This window comes from Streptomyces sp. NPDC088915 (assembly GCF_044749825.1).
In the GTDB taxonomy this organism is placed as follows: domain Bacteria; phylum Actinomycetota; class Actinomycetes; order Streptomycetales; family Streptomycetaceae; genus Streptomyces.
Map to the genome: position 1 here is coordinate 153,137 of NZ_JBIVIR010000013.1, position 16,081 is coordinate 169,217.

At 73.2% G+C, this 16,081-nt stretch carries 12 protein-coding genes and 1 riboswitch; of the genes, 3 read left to right on the plus strand and 9 right to left on the minus strand.

The window, feature by feature from the left end; translation table 11 throughout:
- Positions 1-70: 70 nt before the first annotated feature.
- Complete coding sequence (locus tag ACIP5O_RS23605; protein ID WP_401296404.1) at positions 71-739, plus strand: TetR/AcrR family transcriptional regulator; 669 nt, start codon at positions 71-73, stop codon at positions 737-739.
- Positions 740-1,004: 265 nt separating this feature from the next.
- Here the strand turns inward: ACIP5O_RS23605 and ACIP5O_RS23610 are convergent, their stop codons facing one another.
- From ACIP5O_RS23610 to ACIP5O_RS23625, 4 genes are all read right to left on the minus strand, one after another.
- The gene (locus tag ACIP5O_RS23610; RefSeq protein WP_356547103.1) at positions 1,005-1,655 is read right to left on the minus strand and encodes a thymidine kinase; all 651 of its coding nucleotides are present in this window, start codon (positions 1,653-1,655) and stop codon (positions 1,005-1,007) included.
- 60 nt (positions 1,656-1,715) lie between these two features.
- Entirely contained in the window at positions 1,716-2,921 is a 1,206-nt protein-coding gene (locus ACIP5O_RS23615) for an alkaline phosphatase family protein (RefSeq protein ID WP_401296406.1), read from the minus strand.
- Complete coding sequence (locus ACIP5O_RS23620; protein ID WP_401296408.1) at positions 2,921-3,517, minus strand: DUF5998 family protein; 597 nt, start codon at positions 3,515-3,517, stop codon at positions 2,921-2,923. The genes ACIP5O_RS23615 and ACIP5O_RS23620 overlap by 1 nt, the downstream gene beginning before the upstream one ends.
- A 109-nt stretch (positions 3,518-3,626) precedes the next feature.
- On the minus strand, positions 3,627-6,752 hold the full coding sequence (locus ACIP5O_RS23625; RefSeq protein ID WP_401296410.1) for a GNAT family N-acetyltransferase: 3,126 nt from the start codon (positions 6,750-6,752) through the stop codon (positions 3,627-3,629).
- Positions 6,753-6,926: 174 nt separating this feature from the next.
- On the opposite strand from ACIP5O_RS23625, the gene ACIP5O_RS23630 reads away from it, so the two are divergent.
- Positions 6,927-7,208, plus strand: a complete 282-nt coding sequence (locus ACIP5O_RS23630) for an HPr family phosphocarrier protein (protein WP_030222698.1) — start codon at positions 6,927-6,929, stop codon at positions 7,206-7,208.
- A 184-nt stretch (positions 7,209-7,392) separates the two neighbouring features.
- Here the strand turns inward: ACIP5O_RS23630 and ACIP5O_RS23635 are convergent, their stop codons facing one another.
- The 4 genes from ACIP5O_RS23635 to ACIP5O_RS23650 form a co-directional block, all read right to left on the minus strand.
- Positions 7,393-8,076 (minus strand): GntR family transcriptional regulator, encoded by a 684-nt coding sequence (locus tag ACIP5O_RS23635; RefSeq protein ID WP_401296412.1) that lies wholly within the window; start codon positions 8,074-8,076, stop codon positions 7,393-7,395.
- A 201-nt stretch (positions 8,077-8,277) separates the two neighbouring features.
- Entirely contained in the window at positions 8,278-9,048 is a 771-nt protein-coding gene (locus tag ACIP5O_RS23640) for a M23 family metallopeptidase (RefSeq protein ID WP_356547110.1), read from the minus strand.
- 12 nt (positions 9,049-9,060) lie between these two features.
- Positions 9,061-9,226, minus strand: a riboswitch (cyclic di-AMP (ydaO/yuaA leader).
- Positions 9,227-9,479: 253 nt separating this feature from the next.
- Positions 9,480-10,847 (minus strand): M16 family metallopeptidase, encoded by a 1,368-nt coding sequence (locus ACIP5O_RS23645; RefSeq protein ID WP_401296553.1) that lies wholly within the window; start codon positions 10,845-10,847, stop codon positions 9,480-9,482.
- Positions 10,848-10,873: 26 nt separating this feature from the next.
- The gene (locus ACIP5O_RS23650; protein WP_401296414.1) at positions 10,874-12,220 is read right to left on the minus strand and encodes a M16 family metallopeptidase; all 1,347 of its coding nucleotides are present in this window, start codon (positions 12,218-12,220) and stop codon (positions 10,874-10,876) included.
- Between the two features lie 181 nt (positions 12,221-12,401).
- On the opposite strand from ACIP5O_RS23650, the gene ACIP5O_RS23655 reads away from it, so the two are divergent.
- Positions 12,402-14,858 (plus strand): DNA topoisomerase (ATP-hydrolyzing) subunit A, encoded by a 2,457-nt coding sequence (locus ACIP5O_RS23655; protein ID WP_401296416.1) that lies wholly within the window; start codon positions 12,402-12,404, stop codon positions 14,856-14,858.
- Positions 14,859-14,897: 39 nt separating this feature from the next.
- On the opposite strand, the gene ACIP5O_RS23660 is transcribed toward ACIP5O_RS23655, so the two are convergent.
- Positions 14,898-15,953, minus strand: a complete 1,056-nt coding sequence (locus ACIP5O_RS23660; RefSeq protein WP_401296418.1) for a CobW family GTP-binding protein — start codon at positions 15,951-15,953, stop codon at positions 14,898-14,900.
- Positions 15,954-16,081 lie beyond the last annotated feature (128 nt).

Sequence of the window (16,081 nt, forward strand, 5' to 3'; positions counted from 1 at the left end):
CGCTACGGAATCGCACACCGGACGGGGGATCCACCCAGGTCCGGACTGTTAGCGCTGCTACCGTTGGAGCATGTCGACGGCCCGAGAGCGCATCCTGGAAGCCACCGGGGAACTGCTCGCCACCAAGGACGCGCTGGCGATCTCGACCCGGGCCATCTGCGACCGAGCGAAGGTCGGCATGCCCGAGATCTACCGCCAGTTCGGCGACAAGCAGGGGCTGCTCACGGCGGTGGCCGACATCGGCTTCGCGCGCTTCCTCGCCGAGAAGCGGCGGAACCCGCTCACCGACGACCCGGTGGCGGACCTGCGCGCGGCCTGGGACAGCCACGTCACGTTCGCGCTACGCAACCCGCACCTCTACCGCCTGATGTTCGCGCCGACGGGCGACGCCAAGCCGCAGGCCATCAAGGAGGCGCAGGCGATCCTGCTGAAGGCCGTGGAGCGCTGCCGCGACGCCGGACGCCTGCGCATGCCCCCCGAGCTGGCCGGCCGGTCGATCCTCTCCGCCAACGTGGGCGTGTGCATGATGGCGCTCTCCTTCCCCGACCTCTTCGAGGAGCCCGACGTCTCGCGGTCCGTACGGGACGCCGTGATCGGCCGCGCCACCGGCGACGAGCGGGAGGACACCCGCATCGCCACCGCGACCGCCCTCGCCCAGGCCCTGCTCGGCACCCTGACGGGGACGGCGCCCGTGAACGCCACTGCGCTCGACGATTTGACGGCGTTTCCGGAGGAATGAACCATTTGCGGGCAGCGGGCCTTGCTCGTCGCCATCCGGTTCGCCCTGGTGCCCGGTTCGGAGTTCGCCGCAGCCTCCCTGCCCGGTCCCGTCGCCTGGACGGCCGACGGTCCTGGACGGGTACGGCTGCAACGGCGGTATCCACCAGCGGTGGAACGTGCACGTGCGGAACGACGGGACCCGTCGGCTCCGGAACACGGCGACCGACGAGTGCCTGGACGACAGCCGGTACGGGCTGCGGACGGCCCCCGGCCGGGCAGGGGCCTCAGGCGTGGTTGACGGGCAGGACGTCCGGGGAGAGGGCGCCGGCGCGGGCCGAGGCCGCGGTCATCCGCTTGCGGTGGTGACGGCGGCAGAGGACCTCGTAACCGATCTCCTCCGCCGGGCGGTTCACGTCGCCGACCACGACCTGTTCGCCCTCGACGACCATCTCGCCGCCCACCGTACGGGCGTTGTGGGTGGCCCGGGCGCCGCACCAGCACAGGGCCTCGACCTGGAGCTGCTCTATGCGGTCCGCCAGCTCGATCAGCCGCTGCGAGCCGGGGAAGAGCTTCGTGCGGAAGTCCGTGGTGATGCCGAAGGCGAAGACGTCGAGGCCCAGGTCGTCGACGATGCGGGCGAGCTGGTCGATCTGCTCGGGGGCGAGGAACTGCGCCTCGTCCACGATCACGTAGTCGGCCTTGCCGCCCTGGGAGAGCTGGCCGACGAGGTACGCGTACAGGTCCATGCCCCGCGGCGCCTCGACCGCCTCCGTGACCAGGCCGAGCCGGGAGGACAGCTTCCCCTCGCCCGCGCGGTCGTCACGGGTGAAGATCACGCCCTGGAGGCCGCGCGCGTCGCGGTTGTGGGCGATCTGGAGCGCCAGGGTGCTCTTCCCGCAGTCCATGGTTCCGGAGAAGAAGACCAGCTCGGGCATGACGGGGCGGGGACCTTTCGGGGCGGGGAGGACGTGGAGGGGAGGGACGGGGGAGGAGGGTCAGGAGCGCACTTCGAGCAGCGGGACGAACTGCTCGGCCGGGGTCATGGACCCGTGCATGCCGACCATCGCGGACTCGTGGGGCTCGTTGACGGAGGCCGTGATGGCCACATCGTCGTGGGCCGCCGCGACGACGTCCCCGATCCGCCCGTACACGCGCTCGTCGACCTCGTCCCCGAACCAGCCGAGGGAGATCGCCTCGTCGCGGCCCGCGACCCAGAACTGCTCGCCGACGACCTCGCGCCAGCAGGTGAGGACGTCCGCCTCGGCGCCGGGCACGGCGTAGACGTGGCGGGCGCGTCCCTCGCCGCCGAGGAGGGCGACGCCGGCGCGCAGCTCCCAGTCCTCGTCGAAGTCGATGCGGTGCCGCTCGTCGAAGGGGATGTCGACCATGCCGTGGTCGGCCGTGACGTACAGGGCCGAGCGGGGCGGCAGTTGCTCGGCGAGCCGCTGCACGAGCCGGTCGACGAACATGAGCTGGCCGCGCCAGGCGTCGGAGTCGATGCCGAAGCGGTGCCCGGCGCCGTCGAGTTCGCTGTAGTACGTGTAGACCAGCGAGCGGTCGCCGGCGGCGAGCTGCTCGGCGGCGAAGTCCATGCGCTCCTCGCCGGAGAGCCGCCCGTGGAACGTTCCGCCGCTGAGCGCGATCTTGGTGAGCGGGGTGTGCTCGAAGATCGGGGAGGACACCTGGGCGGTGTGGACCCCGGCCTCGTGGGCGAGCCGGAAGACGGTGGGGTACGGCTGCCAGGCGTGCGGCGCGGTCCACGGCTTCCAGCGGAGCTGGTTCATCAGCTCGCCGGTGTCGGGGTTGCGCACGGCGTAGCCGGGCAGCCCGTGGGTGCCGGGGTAGCGGCCGGTGCCGACGGAGGCGAGCGAGGTCGCGGTGGTGGCGGGGAACCCGGCGGTGACCGGACGGCCCGTGCCGCCCCGCGAGGAGCCGAGGAGCGAGGTCAGGTAGGGCGCCTCGTCCGGGTGGTCCTTGATCTGCTCCCAGCCGAGCCCGTCGATCAGGAAGACGCAGTTCCGGTCGGCCGGGGTGAGCTCGGCGATCCGGGGGGCGAACCCGGGGACCTCCTGGCCCGCGACGAGCGTGGGGAGCAGGTCGCCGAGGGAGCCGGTGGCGTACTCGGGCACCGGCGCGGTCTCGGGGGCGAGCGGGACCGGGTCGTCGGGCCAGCCGTGGGACACGGCGGCGGACTGCGCCATCAGCGGGTGGTGGCGGCGGTGGCCGCGGTGGCTTCGGAGAGCGCCTGCGCGAAGGCGAGGGTCTGCCGGACGGTGTCCGGGCCGTCCCCGGCCTCGCTCACCCGCAGGCTGAGGTCGTCGGCGGTGGCGTTGCCCGTGTAGCCGTGGTCGGCGTCGCAGTTGGCGTCGCCACAGGCGGCGGGCTCCAGGTCGATGCGGGAGACGGCGCCCCAGCCGATGGTGAGGACGACCTCGCGGGGCAGGGTGCCCGGCGTGTACGACTCGGGGTTGGCGACCACGCGGCTGACGACGACCGACGAGATCCGGTCGAGCTTCACGGACTCGGTGGAGGTCGTGGCGTACGGGGTCGGGGAGCTGGTGTCGGCGGCCTGCTCGTCGGTGTGGCTGACGATGAAGCGGTTCGGCGTCAGGACGAGGACGGTGACGTGGCGGCGGACCTCGTTCGCGTCGAAGGTGGTCTCCTGGTGCACCACGTACGACGCGACGGCCTCGCCGCCGACGGCGGCCTCCACCGCCTCGGCCACGAGGGCCGGGTAGTAGCCGCTGCGCTCGATCGCCGCGCGCAGCCCCTGGGTCGTCGTACCGGTCTTCGCCATGGACTCCATCCTAAGCCCCGGGTAAGGACGGCTCGGCCGGTTGCGGGGACGGCGGGGCGGTGGGGAAGGGCCGGGGCTGTGACATCCGCCTCCCTCGCGGCGGTCGCGTTCAGTAGTTCGGCAGGCTGCGCGGGCCGAGGTCGGTGCGGGGCGGGGGCGGGGCCAGGCGGACGGTCGCGCCGAGGACGGAGAGGCCCCGGGGCGCCACGACCACCGGCTCCAGGGAGACGGCGACCACCTCGGGGTGGTCGTCGACGAGCCGGGAGACCCGGAGCAGGAGCTCCTCCAGGGCCGGGGTGTCGACGGGGGCGGAGCCGCGCCAGCCGAAGAGCAGCGGGGTGGTCCGGAGGGAGCGGACCAGCTCCGCGACGTCCCGGTCGGTGGCCGGGACAAGCCGGTGGGCCGTGTCGCCGAGCAGCTCGGAGGGGGCGCCCGAGAGGCCGAAGGAGAGGACGGCGCCGACGGCCGGGTCGATGGCGGAGCGGACGACGGTGTCGACGCCCCGGGGGACCATGGCCTGGACGACCGGCTGGAGCTCCTCGGGCTTGCCGAGGACCTCGGTCAGCTCGGCGTAGGCGGTGCGGAGCTGTTCCTCGGTGGCCAGGTCGAGCCGGACCCCGCCGAGGTCGGGGCGGTGGCGCAGGTGCGGCGCGGTCGTCTTGAGGGCGACGGGGTAGCCGAGCCGGGCGGCGGCCGCGACGGCGGCGTCGGGCGTGGGCGCGGGCAGGGTGGGCAGGGCGGTGATCCCGTAACGGGCGAGCAGCTCGCCGGCCTGGTCGGTGCCGAGGGTGACGCCCCGCGCGTCCGCGTCCGCGCCGCCGAGCACCCGCCGGATCAGGGCGGCGGCCCCCGCCTCGTCGATGTCCTCGTACTCGGGCACCCGCCCGGGCTCGGCCGCCTGCCGCCGCCACTGCCCGTACCGCACGGCCTCGGCGAGCGCCCGCACGGCCCGCTCGGCGGCGGGGTAGGCGGGGATGGTGACGGTGACCGGGGACCGGGCCGGGTCGATGGCCGTGACCGGTGCGGGGTCCTGGACCGGGTCGGCGGCCGGAACCGAGTCGAGGGCCTGGCCCTGGCCGGGGGGCTGGACCGAGTCGGGGGCCTGGCCCTGGCCGGGGGGCTGGACCGAGTCGAGGGCCTGGCCCTGGCCGGGGGGCTGGGGCCGGCCGGGCGACGGGGCCGGTTCGGTGGCGGACGCGGCCGCCGACACGGCTTCGGGCCCGGCCCCCGGCTCCGGAGCCGTACTCGTGTCCGTACCCGTACTCGTCACCGCCCCCCGCCCCGCCGCGGGCGGCCTCGTGCTCGTCGCCACCGCCAGGGCCTCCGCGAGGCCTCCCATCTCGACGTGGACGACGACGACCGGCTTCGCCGGGGCGGGGGCGGAGGCGACGGCCTCGCGGAGGGCGGCCGCGAGGACCTCGCCGTCGCCGAACTCGGTGGCGCCGTCCTCGCCGACCCACGGGATCGCGGTCACGACGACCGCGTCGGACGTCTCGTCCGCGAGGGCCGCCGCCAGCGCGTCCCGGAAGTCCGCGGGGACCGCCGCGGTCGTCAGGTCGAGAGGCCGCAGCGGACGCAGTCCCTCGGTGAGGCAGGCGTCGTACGTGAGGAGGCCGAGCGACTCCGAGTTGCCGAGGATCGCGACCCGGGGCCCGGCGGGGAGCGGCTGGGCGGCGAGGAGCAGCCCGGCGTCCACGAGCTCGGTGACGGTGTCGACGCGGATCACCCCGGCCTGCCGGAGCAGCGCGGAGACCGTGGCGTGCGGGATGCGGGTGACGGGCACCCGGTGGCCGGGCGGGGCGCTGCCGCTGTGCCGGGCGCCCTTGACGACGACGACCGGCTTGACGGCGGCGGTGCGGCGGGCGAGCCGGGTGAACTTCCGGGGGTTGCCGATCGACTCCAGGTAGAGGAGGACGACGTCGGTGCCGGGGTCGTCGTACCAGTGCTGGAGGAAGTCGTTGCCGGAGACGTCGGCGCGGTTGCCGGCCGAGATGAAGGAGGAGAGCCCGGCGCCCCGCCGGTGCAGTCCGGCAAGGAGGGCGATCCCGATCGCGCCGGACTGGGTGAAGAGGCCGATCCGCCCGGCGGCCGGCATCTGCGGCGCGAGCGAGGCGTTGAGCCGGACGTCGTCGGCGGTGTTGATGATGCCGAAGGCGTTGGGCCCGATGATCCGCATGCCGTACGAGCGGGCCTGCCGGACGAGCCGGCGCTGCCGCTCGCGGCCCTCGGGGCCGCTCTCGGCGTATCCGGCGGAGAGCACGACGAGGCCCCGCACCCCGTGTGCGCCGCAGTCCGCGACGGCCTCCGGCACCCGTTCGGCGGGAACGGCGACGATCGCCAGGTCCACGGGCTCGCCGACGGCGCCGACGGAGCGGTACGCGGGGACGCCGTCGAGCTCGACCGGACCGCCGTCGCCGTCGCCGGTCTCGGGGAGCGCCGCGTTCACCGCGTACACGCGTCCGGTGAAGCCCGCGCCGAGGAGGTTGCGCAGGACGGTCCGGCCGACGCCGCCGGGTGCGCGGCCGGCGCCGACCACGGCGACGGAGGCGGGGGTGAGCAGCCGCTGTACGGAGCGGGCCTCGGCGCGCTGTTCGCGGGCGCGCTGGACGGCGAGGGACCGGTCGGTGGGTTCGAGGTCGAGGTGGAGCCGTACGGAGCCGTCCTCGAAGCTGCGCTTCTGGGTGTAGCCCGCGTCGGTGAAGACCTTGATCATCTTGTTGTTGGCGGGGAGCACCTCGGCGGCGAAGCGCCGGATGCCCCGCTCGCGGGCGACCGCCGCGATGTGTTCGAGCAGGGCGGAGGCGACGCCCCGCCCCTGGTGCGCGTCCTGGACGAGGAAGGCGACCTCGGCCTCGTCGGCGGGGGCGGAGGCGGGCAGTCCGCGGTCGTCGATGCGGTCGTAGCGGACGGTGGCGATGAACTCGCCCCCGACGGTCGCCGCGAGTCCCACCCGGTTCACGAAGTCGTGGTGGGTAAAGCGGTGCACGTCCTTGGCGGAGAGGCGCGGATAGGGGGCGAAGAAGCGGTAGTACTTCGACTCGTCCGAGACCTGCTCGTAGAAGCTGACGAGCCGGTCGGCGTCGTCGGCGGTGATGGGTCTGATGCGCGCGGTGCCGCCGTCGCGGAGCACCACGTCCGCCTCCCAGTGGTCGGGATAGGCGTGCTCCGGTGGTGCCGGCCGTGCCGGCGTGGTCTGCGGTTCCGCCGCTTCCGACTGCTCCGACGCGCTCTGCATGGGGTCAGCCTACGGCCGCGGCACGCCTGGGGCACCGGTCGCGCGGTGGGGGCGGGCGTTGCAAGGTGGGAGGGCCGAAGGGCGGTCCGGTCCGGGCCGGAGGTCGGCGTGAGCACCGCGCATCCCGTGAGAGACTGGTCTAGACAACCCGCTTGAGACTTGAAGGGCAACACCATGGCTGAGCGCCGCGTCAACGTCGGCTGGGCCGAGGGCCTGCACGCCCGCCCCGCGTCCATCTTCGTCCGTGCCGCCACGGCTTCCGGCGTTCCGGTGACGATCGCCAAGTCCGACGGCACCCCCGTGAACGCCGCCTCCATGCTCGCGGTGCTCGGCCTGGGCGCGCAGGGCGGCGAGGAGATCGTGCTCGCGTCGGACGCCGAGGGCGCCGAGGCCGCCCTGGACCGTCTGGCGAAGCTGGTCGCCGAGGGTCTGGACGAGCTTCCCGAGACCGTCTGACCCCTCGCGGTTCCCGCACTTCGAAAGGCCGCGGCCGCCGGAATTCCGGTGGCCGCGGCCTTTTTCTTTTCCGCTCCCCCGCCACCCCCGTTTCCGGGCGGCACGAAGTTTTCGGGCGACACAGGGTTTTCGGGCAGCACGAAAGGCCCCGCGCAATTCCCATTCTTTGTATACGGTGCGCGTGTTAATTCCGGGCACTCGTCGTGTTGACGACGTGTTGCGAAACCCTCACGCGTCCGCGCTCCGGCCCCTTGAGCCGGTGCAGCGACATCGAGCGCTCCGCGTGCAGCGCGGTGAGGGCCCTCGCCCGCTCGGCGTCCCCGCGCGCCACGGCGTCCACGATCGCGCCGTGCTCGGCCCAGGCCTCCACCGGCCGCTCGGGCTGCTCGACGGCGTACATCCAGGCGATCTTGTGCCGCAGCTGGGTGAGCAGCGCCGTCAGCGGCGGGCTGCCGGAGGCCTGCGCGAGCGTCTCGTGGAACCAGCCTCCGAGCGAGCGCAGGTCCTCGCCCTGGCCGCGCCTGGCCCGCTCCTGCCCCAGCCTGACCAGGCCGCGCAGCACCTTGAGGTGGGCGTCGGTGCGCCGCTGCGCGGCCCGCGCGGCCCCCAGCGGTTCGAGCAGCGCCCGCATGTCGAGCAGGTCGGCCGCCTCCTGCTCGGTGGGCTCGGCGACGTGCGCGCCCGCGTGGCGGCGGGTGAGGACGAAGCCCTCGGACTCCAGGGTGCGCAGCGCCTCGCGGACCGGGACGCGGGAGACCCCGTACCGGCGGGCGAGCTGCTCCTCGGTCAGCCGGCTGCCCCGCTCGAAGACGCCGGAGACGATGTCGTCCCGGATCGCCGTGCATACCGAATGCGCGGGAATGCGCATGTCCGACCTCCGCCTTGGTCGCGCGAGACAATGCGAGCGGCGCCTGTTCTGCGCCTGATCCGCGACTCTATTGCAGCATGCCGGAATTTCCGATGCCCCCATGGAATCCATGGCCACCTTTTGGTCGACGCGGGGGCGGCGAAAAGCCCCGGCTCAGCACGAGCCGGGGCTTTTGCGACGCGAGTGGGGCGGCGGGGCGGGTCAGACGGTGACGCCGCGGGCGCGGAGGTAGGCGACCGGGTCGATGTCGGAGCCGTACTCGGCGCTCGTGCGCGCCTCGAAGTGGAGGTGCGGCCCGGTCGAGTTCCCGGTCGAGCCCGAGACGCCGATCTGCTGGCCCGGTTCGACGGTCTGGCCGACGTACACCCCGATGGAGGAGAGGTGACCGTACTGGGTGTACGTGCCGTCGTGCATCCGGATGACGATGTTGTTGCCGTACGCGCCGCCCCAGCCGGCCTCGACGACGGTGCCGGAGCCGACGGAGACGACCCGGCTGCCGTAGGCGGCGTGGAAGTCGACGCCGGAGTGGCTGCCGGAGGACCAGAGCGAGCCGCCGGTCTGGTAGCCGGTGGACACGTACGAGCCGGAGACGGGGAGCTGGAAGGAGTTCAGACGGCGGCGCTCGGCCTCGCGGGCGGCGCGGGCCCTCTCCTCGCGGATCTCCTTGGCGCGGGCCTCGGCCTTGCGCTTCGCCTCGGCGCGGGCCTTCTGCTGGGCGACGGCCTCGAAGGCCTCCCGGTCCTGGGCGTCGGCCTGGGCGTTGAGCCGGTCGACGAGGGAGTCCTCGGCGATCACCTTGGTGAGGCCGGTGTCCTCGGGGGAGCGGTTGTCCGTGTCGGCGGCGAGCGCCGGGGAGGCCAGGGTTCCGATGACGCCGGTGGTGGCGAGCGTCGCCACGCCCGCGATGCCCGCGCCGCGGCGCGCCATCCGGCTCGAACCACGATGCTTCCCGGTGGCACGGGTGAACGCCATGAAGACGTTGTTCCTTTCCTTCCTTCTCGCCTACCGGGTTAGCTGACGGGTTCGGAGCAGGAAGGTCTCCTACGGGCCCCTCCGCGCGAGGCGAAGGCGTCCGATTCACCCCAGGGACTACGTGTGGGTCCCCGGCTCCCCAGGCTCGCGCCTGACGGGGACTCGGCGATGACTGTCCGGTGCCGCGGATGCGGCGGGTGCAACTGGCGGACAGCCGCACCGACGCTATGCGGACCGCCAGTCGATCACCAACCGAACATGACCTTTTGTAAGGCATGCCACAGGCCAGATGATCACTCTTGGCGCCAATACGGACAATTCACCGAGGCGTCCCTCGTGCGCTTCTCGTGCGCCTCTCGCGCGGACGGACGGAGGACCCCGACGATCCGTCACGTCGGGGTCCTCCGTGCGCCCGGCCGGGCAGGGCCCAATCAGCCGGTGACGACGGTCACTTCACCGATGCCGAGCGCCCGCACCGGCTCCGCGATCTGCGCCGCGTCGCCCACCAGGACCGTGACGAGCCGGTCCACCGGGAAGGCGCTGACCACGGCCGCGGTCGCCTCGACGGTGCCCGTCTCGGCCAGGCGCGCGTACAACTGGGCCTGGAAGTCGTCCGGGAGGTGCTGCTCCACCTGGTCGGCGAGCGTCCCGGCGACGGAGGCGGCCGTCTCGTACTTGAGCGGCGCCACCCCCACCAGGTTCTGCACGGCGGTCTCCCGCTCGGCGTCCGTGAGCCCCTCGGCGGCCAGGGTGCGCAGCACCTTCCACAGGTCGTCCAGGGCCGGGCCCGTGTTGGGGGTGTCGACGGAGCCGCTGATGGCGAGCATCGCGGCGCCGTTCCCCCCGGCGTCCGAGCGGAGCACCTGCCCGAAGGCCCGCACGCCGTACGTGTAGCCCTTCTCCTCGCGCAGGACCCGGTCCAGACGCGAGGTCAGGGTCCCGCCGAGGCAGTACGTGCCGAGGACCTGGGCCGGCCAGGCGCGGGCGTGCCGGTCCGGACCGATCCGGCCGATGAGGAGCTGGGTCTGGACGGCGCCGGGGCGGTCCACGACGACGACCCGGCCGGTGTCGTCGGCGGTGATCGGCGGCATCGGCAGCGCCTCGCCGGGCTCGCCGGTCCAGGCGCCCAGCGTCTCCGCGAGGACCTTCTCCAGGTCGACGCCGGTCAGGTCGCCGACGACCACGGCGGTGGCCGTGGCGGGCCGCACGTGCGCCTCGTAGAAGGCGCGGACCGCAGCGGCGTCGATCGCCGCGACGGTCTCCTCGGTGCCCTGGCGCGGCCGGGACATCCGGGAGTCGGCCGGGAACAGTTCCTTGGAGAGCTGCTTGGCGGCGCGCCGGGCCGGGTTGGCCGTCTCGTGCGGGATCTCGTCGAGGCGGTTGCGCACCAGGCGCTCGACCTCGGTGTCCAGGAACGCCGGAGCGATCAGGGCCTCGGCGAGCAGCCCGAGCGCCTTGGGCAGCCGGGAGACCGGGACCTCCAGGGAGACCCGTACGCCCGGGTGGTCGGCGTGCGCGTCGAGGGTGGCGCCGCAGCGCTCCAGCTCGGCCGCGAACTCCTCGGCGCCGTGCTGGTCGGTGCCCTCGGAGAGCGCGCGGGCCATGATGGTGGCCACGCCGTCGAGACCGGCGGGCTCGGCGTCCAGCGGGGCCGGCAGGAAGAGCTCCACGGCGACGACCTGCTGGCCGGGGCGGTGGCTGGTGAGGACGGTCAGGCCGTTCTCCAGGGTGCCGCGGTCCGGGGCCGGGAAGGCCCAGGGGCGGGCGGTGCCCGGCGCCGGCTGCGGGTGGAACTCCATGCTCGTCAAAGACGCGGCAGCGTCGGTCACTGGTCCGCTCCCTCTTCCTCGTCGCTGTCGCTCTGTTGGGTGGCCACCGGCTCGTAGACCAGGACCGCGCGGTTGTCCGGGCGCAGCCGGGCCGCGGCGGCCTCCCGCACCTCCTCGGCGGTGATGCCGAGGACGCGGTCGACGGCGGTGAGGGCGAGCTGCGGGTCGCCGAACAGCACGGCGAACCGGCACAGTTCGTCGGCGCGGCCCGCGACGGTGCCGAGCCGGTCCAGCCACTCGCGCTCCAGCTGGGCCTGCGCGCGCTCCATCTCCTCCGGAGTGGGGCCCTCGGCGGCGAACCGGGCGAGCTCCTCGTCGACGGCGGCCTCGATCTCCGGGACCTCGACGCCGCCGGACGTCTTGACGTCCAGCCAGCCGAGCGAGGGCGCCCCGGCGAGCCGCAGCAGCCCGAAACCGGCGGCGACGGCCGTGCGGTCCCGGCGGACCAGGCGGTTGTGCAGCCGGGAGGACTCCCCGCCGCCCAGGACCGTCAGGGCCAGGTCGGCGGCGTCGCACTCGCGCGTGCCGTCGTGCGGCAGCCGGTAGGCGGCCATCAGGGCGCGCGCCGGGACCTCCTCCTCGACGACCTCGCGCAGCTGCTCGCCGATGACGTCGGGCAGCGAGCCGTCGCGCGGGGCCGGCTTGCCGTCGTGGGACGGGATGGAGCCGAAGTACTTCTCGACCCACGCGAGGGTCTGCGCCGGGTCGATGTCGCCGACGACGGAGAGCACCGCGTTGTTCGGGGCGTAGTACGTGCGGAAGAAGTCCCGCGCGTCCTCCAGGGTGGCCGCGTCCAGGTCGGCCATGGAGCCGATGGGCGTGTGGTGGTAGGGGTGGCCCTCCGGGTAGGCGAGCGCGGTCAGCTTCTCGAAGGCCGTGCCGTACGGCACGTTGTCGTAGCGCTGGCGGCGCTCGTTCTTGACGACGTCCCGCTGGTTCTCCATGGACTCGTCGTCCAGGGCGGCGAGCAGCGAGCCCATGCGGTCCGCCTCCAGCCAGAGCGCGAGCTCCAGCTGGTGGGTGGGCATGGTCTCGAAGTAGTTGGTGCGCTCGAAGCTCGTCGTGCCGTTCAGCGAGCCGCCCGCGCCCTGCACCAGCTCGAAGTGGCCGTTGCCGTGGACCTGCTTCGAGCCCTGGAACATCAGGTGCTCGAAGAGGTGGGCGAGGCCCGTGCGGCCCTCGACCTCGTGGCGCGAGCCGACGTCGTACCAGAGGCAGACCGCGGCGACCGGGGTCAGGTGGTCCTCGGAGAGCACCACGCGCAGGCCGTTCGCCAACCGGTGCTCGGTCGCTGTCAGGCCGCCGGAGCCGGCCTCGGCCGTGGCCGTGTGACCCATGGGCATGTACGTCCCTTCGATGGCGGTGTGAAAAAGTCCTGCCACTGTATGCAAGCGCGCCGACACCTGGCGAAGTTCCCGTCCCTTCGAGATGTCCCTCTTCCGGGTCGCGGTCGGCGTTGTCGGTGGCACGGTCCACAATGGTCCGCGTCAGATCAACCTTGTTGGTGAAGGAGCCGCAGCCGCGATGGCCCGCCGCAGCACGAAGACACCGCCGCCGGACGACGCGTACGAGGAGAGGATCCTCGACATCGACGTCGTCGACGAGATGCAGGGCTCCTTCCTCGAGTACGCGTACTCGGTGATCTACTCGCGCGCGCTCCCGGACGCCCGCGACGGGATGAAGCCCGTCCAGCGCCGCATCGTCTACCAGATGAACGAGATGGGGCTGCGCCCCGACCGCGGCTTCGTGAAGTGCGCCCGGGTCGTCGGCGAGGTGATGGGCAAGCTGCACCCGCACGGCGACGCGTCGATCTACGACGCGATGGTCCGCATGGCACAGCCCTTCTCCATGCGCCTCCCGCTCGTCGACGGCCACGGCAACTTCGGTTCCCTCGGCAACGACGACCCGCCGGCCGCCATGCGGTACACCGAGTCGCGGATGGCCCCGGCCGCGCTGCTCATGACCGAGTCCATCGAAGAGGACACGGTCGACTTCGCGCCGAACTACGACGGCCAGGAGCAGGAGCCGGCGGCGCTGCCCGCCGCCTACCCGAACCTGCTGGTCAACGGCGCGTCCGGCATCGCGGTCGGCATGGCGACCAACATGCCCCCGCACAACCTCGGCGAGGTCGTCGCGGCCGCCCGCCACCTGATCCGGCACCCGAACGCCGACCTCGAGACGCTGATGCGCTTCGTGCCCGGCCCGGACCTGCCGACCGGCGGCCGCATCGTCGGCCTCTCCGGCATCAAGGACGCGTACGCGTCGGGGCGCGGCTCCTTCAAGATCCGCGCCACCGCGACCGTGGAGACCGTGACGGCGCGCCGCAAGGGCATCGTCGTGACCGAGCTGCCCTTCACGGTCGGCCCCGAGAAGGTCATCTCCAAGATCAAGGACCTGGTCGGCTCCAAGAAGCTCCAGGGCATCGCGGACGTCAAGGACCTCACCGACCGCAGCCACGGCCTGCGCCTGGTCATCGAGATCAAGAACGGCTTCGTGCCCGAGGCCGTCCTGGAGCAGCTCTACAAGCTGACGCCGATGGAGGAGTCCTTCGGCATCAACAACGTGGCGCTCGTCGACGGCCAGCCGCTCACCCTCGGCCTCAAGGAGCTCCTGGAGGTCTACCTGGACCACCGCTTCGACGTGGTCCGCCGCCGCTCCGAGTTCCGCCGCACCAAGAAGCGCGACCGGCTCCACCTGGTCGAGGGCCTGCTCGTGGCGCTGCTCGACATCGACGAGGTCATCCGCCTCATCCGGGAGAGCGACAACTCCGCGCAGGCCAAGGAGCGCCTGATGGAGCGCTTCTCCCTGAGCGAGATCCAGACGCAGTACATCCTGGACACCCCGCTGCGCCGCCTCACCAGGTTCGACCGGATCGAGCTGGAGGGCGAGCGCGACCGCCTCAACGGCGAGATCGATGAGCTGACCGGGATCCTGGAGTCCGACGCGGAGCTGCGCAAGCTGGTCTCGGCGGAGCTGGCCTCGGTCGCCAAGAAGTTCGCCACGGACCGCCGGACCGTCCTGCTCGAATCGGCCGGCACGCCCGTCGCGGCCACGTCCCTCCAGGTCGCGGACGACCCGTGCCGGGTCCTGCTGTCCTCGACCGGCCTGCTGGCGCGCACGGCGACGGAGGACCTGCCGCCCACCGACCCGGACGCGAAGCGGGTCAAGCACGACGTGATCGTGTCGGTGGTGGCCGCCACCCAGCGCGGTGACGTCGGCGCGGTGACCTCGGCCGGCCGGCTGCTGCGGATCGCGGTGATCGACCTGCCGCAGCTACCGGACACCGCGTCCGTCCCGAACCTGGCGGGCGGCGCGCCGCTGTCGGAGTTCCTCTCGCTGGAGGCGGACGAGACGGTGGTCTGCCTGACGACCCTCGAAGAGGCCTCGCAGGGGCTCGCCCTCGGCACGCTCCAGGGCGTGGTGAAGCGGGTGGTGCCGGACTACCCGGCGAACAAGGACGAGCTGGAGGTCATCACCCTCAAGGACGGCGACCGGATCGTCGGCGCGACCGAGCTGCGGACGGGCGAGGAGGACCTGGTCTTCATCACCTCCGACGCCCAGTTGCTGCGCTACCCGGCGTCCCAGGTGCGGCCCCAGGGCCGGCCCGCGGGCGGCATGGCGGGCGTCAAGCTGACCGCGGGCGCCGAGGTCCTCTCGTTCACGGCGGTCGACCCGGCGGCGGAGGCGGTGGTCTTCACGGTCGCGGGCTCCACGGGCACCCTGGACCCCGCCGGCACGTCGGCGAAGCTGACGCCCTTCGACCAGTACCCGCGCAAGGGACGCGCGACCGGCGGCGTCCGCTGCCAGCGCTTCCTGAAGGGCGAGGACGTCCTGATCCTGGCCTGGGCGGGCGCCTCCCCGGCCCGCGCGGCCCAGAAGAACGGCACCCCGGTCGAACTCCCGGAGATCGACCCCCGCCGCGACGGCTCGGGCACGCCCCTGCCGAAGCCGGTGGAGGTCCTGGCGGGCCCGGTCGGCTAGGACCCGCCGGGAACAGCGGGAACAGGAGCCGGAGGAGGCCTAGAAGAGGGTCTCCTCCGGCTCCTCCTCCGTCTGCTGCACGTACCGCAGGAGGCCCCACATGCTGGACTCGTCGGGGACGTCCCGCGGACCGCTCAGCTCGCAGGCGGCCAGCTCCTTGCGCAGACCGGCCGCGTCGACGCCGGAGCCGATCAGGACGAGCTGGGTGAGGCGCTCCTCGCCGGCGGGCCAGGGCTCCGGGTAGAAGCGCAGGAAGCGTCCGACGGCGTGCACGGTGTAGCGGTTGGCCGGGTCGGCGGCGCCGAGGTCGACGAAGCCCTTGATCCGGTAGAGCCCCTCGGGGCGGGAGTCGAGGAACGCCATCAGACGGCGCGGGTGGAGCGGCGTCGAGGCCGTCAGCGAGACGGTCTCGTAGGACGCGTGCGCGTGTTCGGCGTCGTCGTCGGAGCCGTACAGGACGTCCTCGATGGACATCTGGCCCTCGATCTCGCCGTCCGGCACGACCCGGTCGAAGAGCAGTTCCGGGTCGACGCGGCCGTGGGAGGCCTCGATCACGGCGGCGCGTCCGGCGAGGCCCGCCACCGTCTCCCGTACGCTCCGCAGCTCGTCGGCGGAGACCCGGTCGGCCTTGTTGACGACCACGAGGTCGGCGACGGCCAGGTGCCGGTCGGTCCCGGGGTGCCGCTGCCGGGTGGCCCCGAACTCGGCCGCGTCGACGACCTCGACGAGGCCCCCGTACACGATCCGCTCGTTCTCGCTGGCGAGCACCATGCGGACCAGTTCCTGCGGCTCCGCGAGTCCGCTCGCCTCGATCACGATCACGTCGAGCCGGGACTCGGGCCGGGTCAGGACCTCCAGGTACTCGTCGAGCTCGCTGGCGTCGACGGCGCAGCACAGGCAGCCGTTGCCGAGGGAGACGGTGGAGCCGACCTGGCCGGCGACGGTCATCGCGTCGATGCCGATGTCGCCGAAGTCGTTGACCATGACCCCGATGCGGGTGCCCCGCGCGCTGCGCAGCAGATGGTTGAGGAGCGTGGTCTTCCCGGCCCCGAGGAACCCTGCCAGGACGACGACGGGGATCTGCTGCGTGGTCAAGGGACGTGCCTCCGGTCGTGCTCGGTCGTGGTCCCCGCGGCTGCGGCGCGCCGCCCCACGGGGAAGGCCCAGGATAGGCGGGCGCCGGGCCGCTGCCGGGCTTCCGGGGGCGGCGCGCGGGCCGTGGA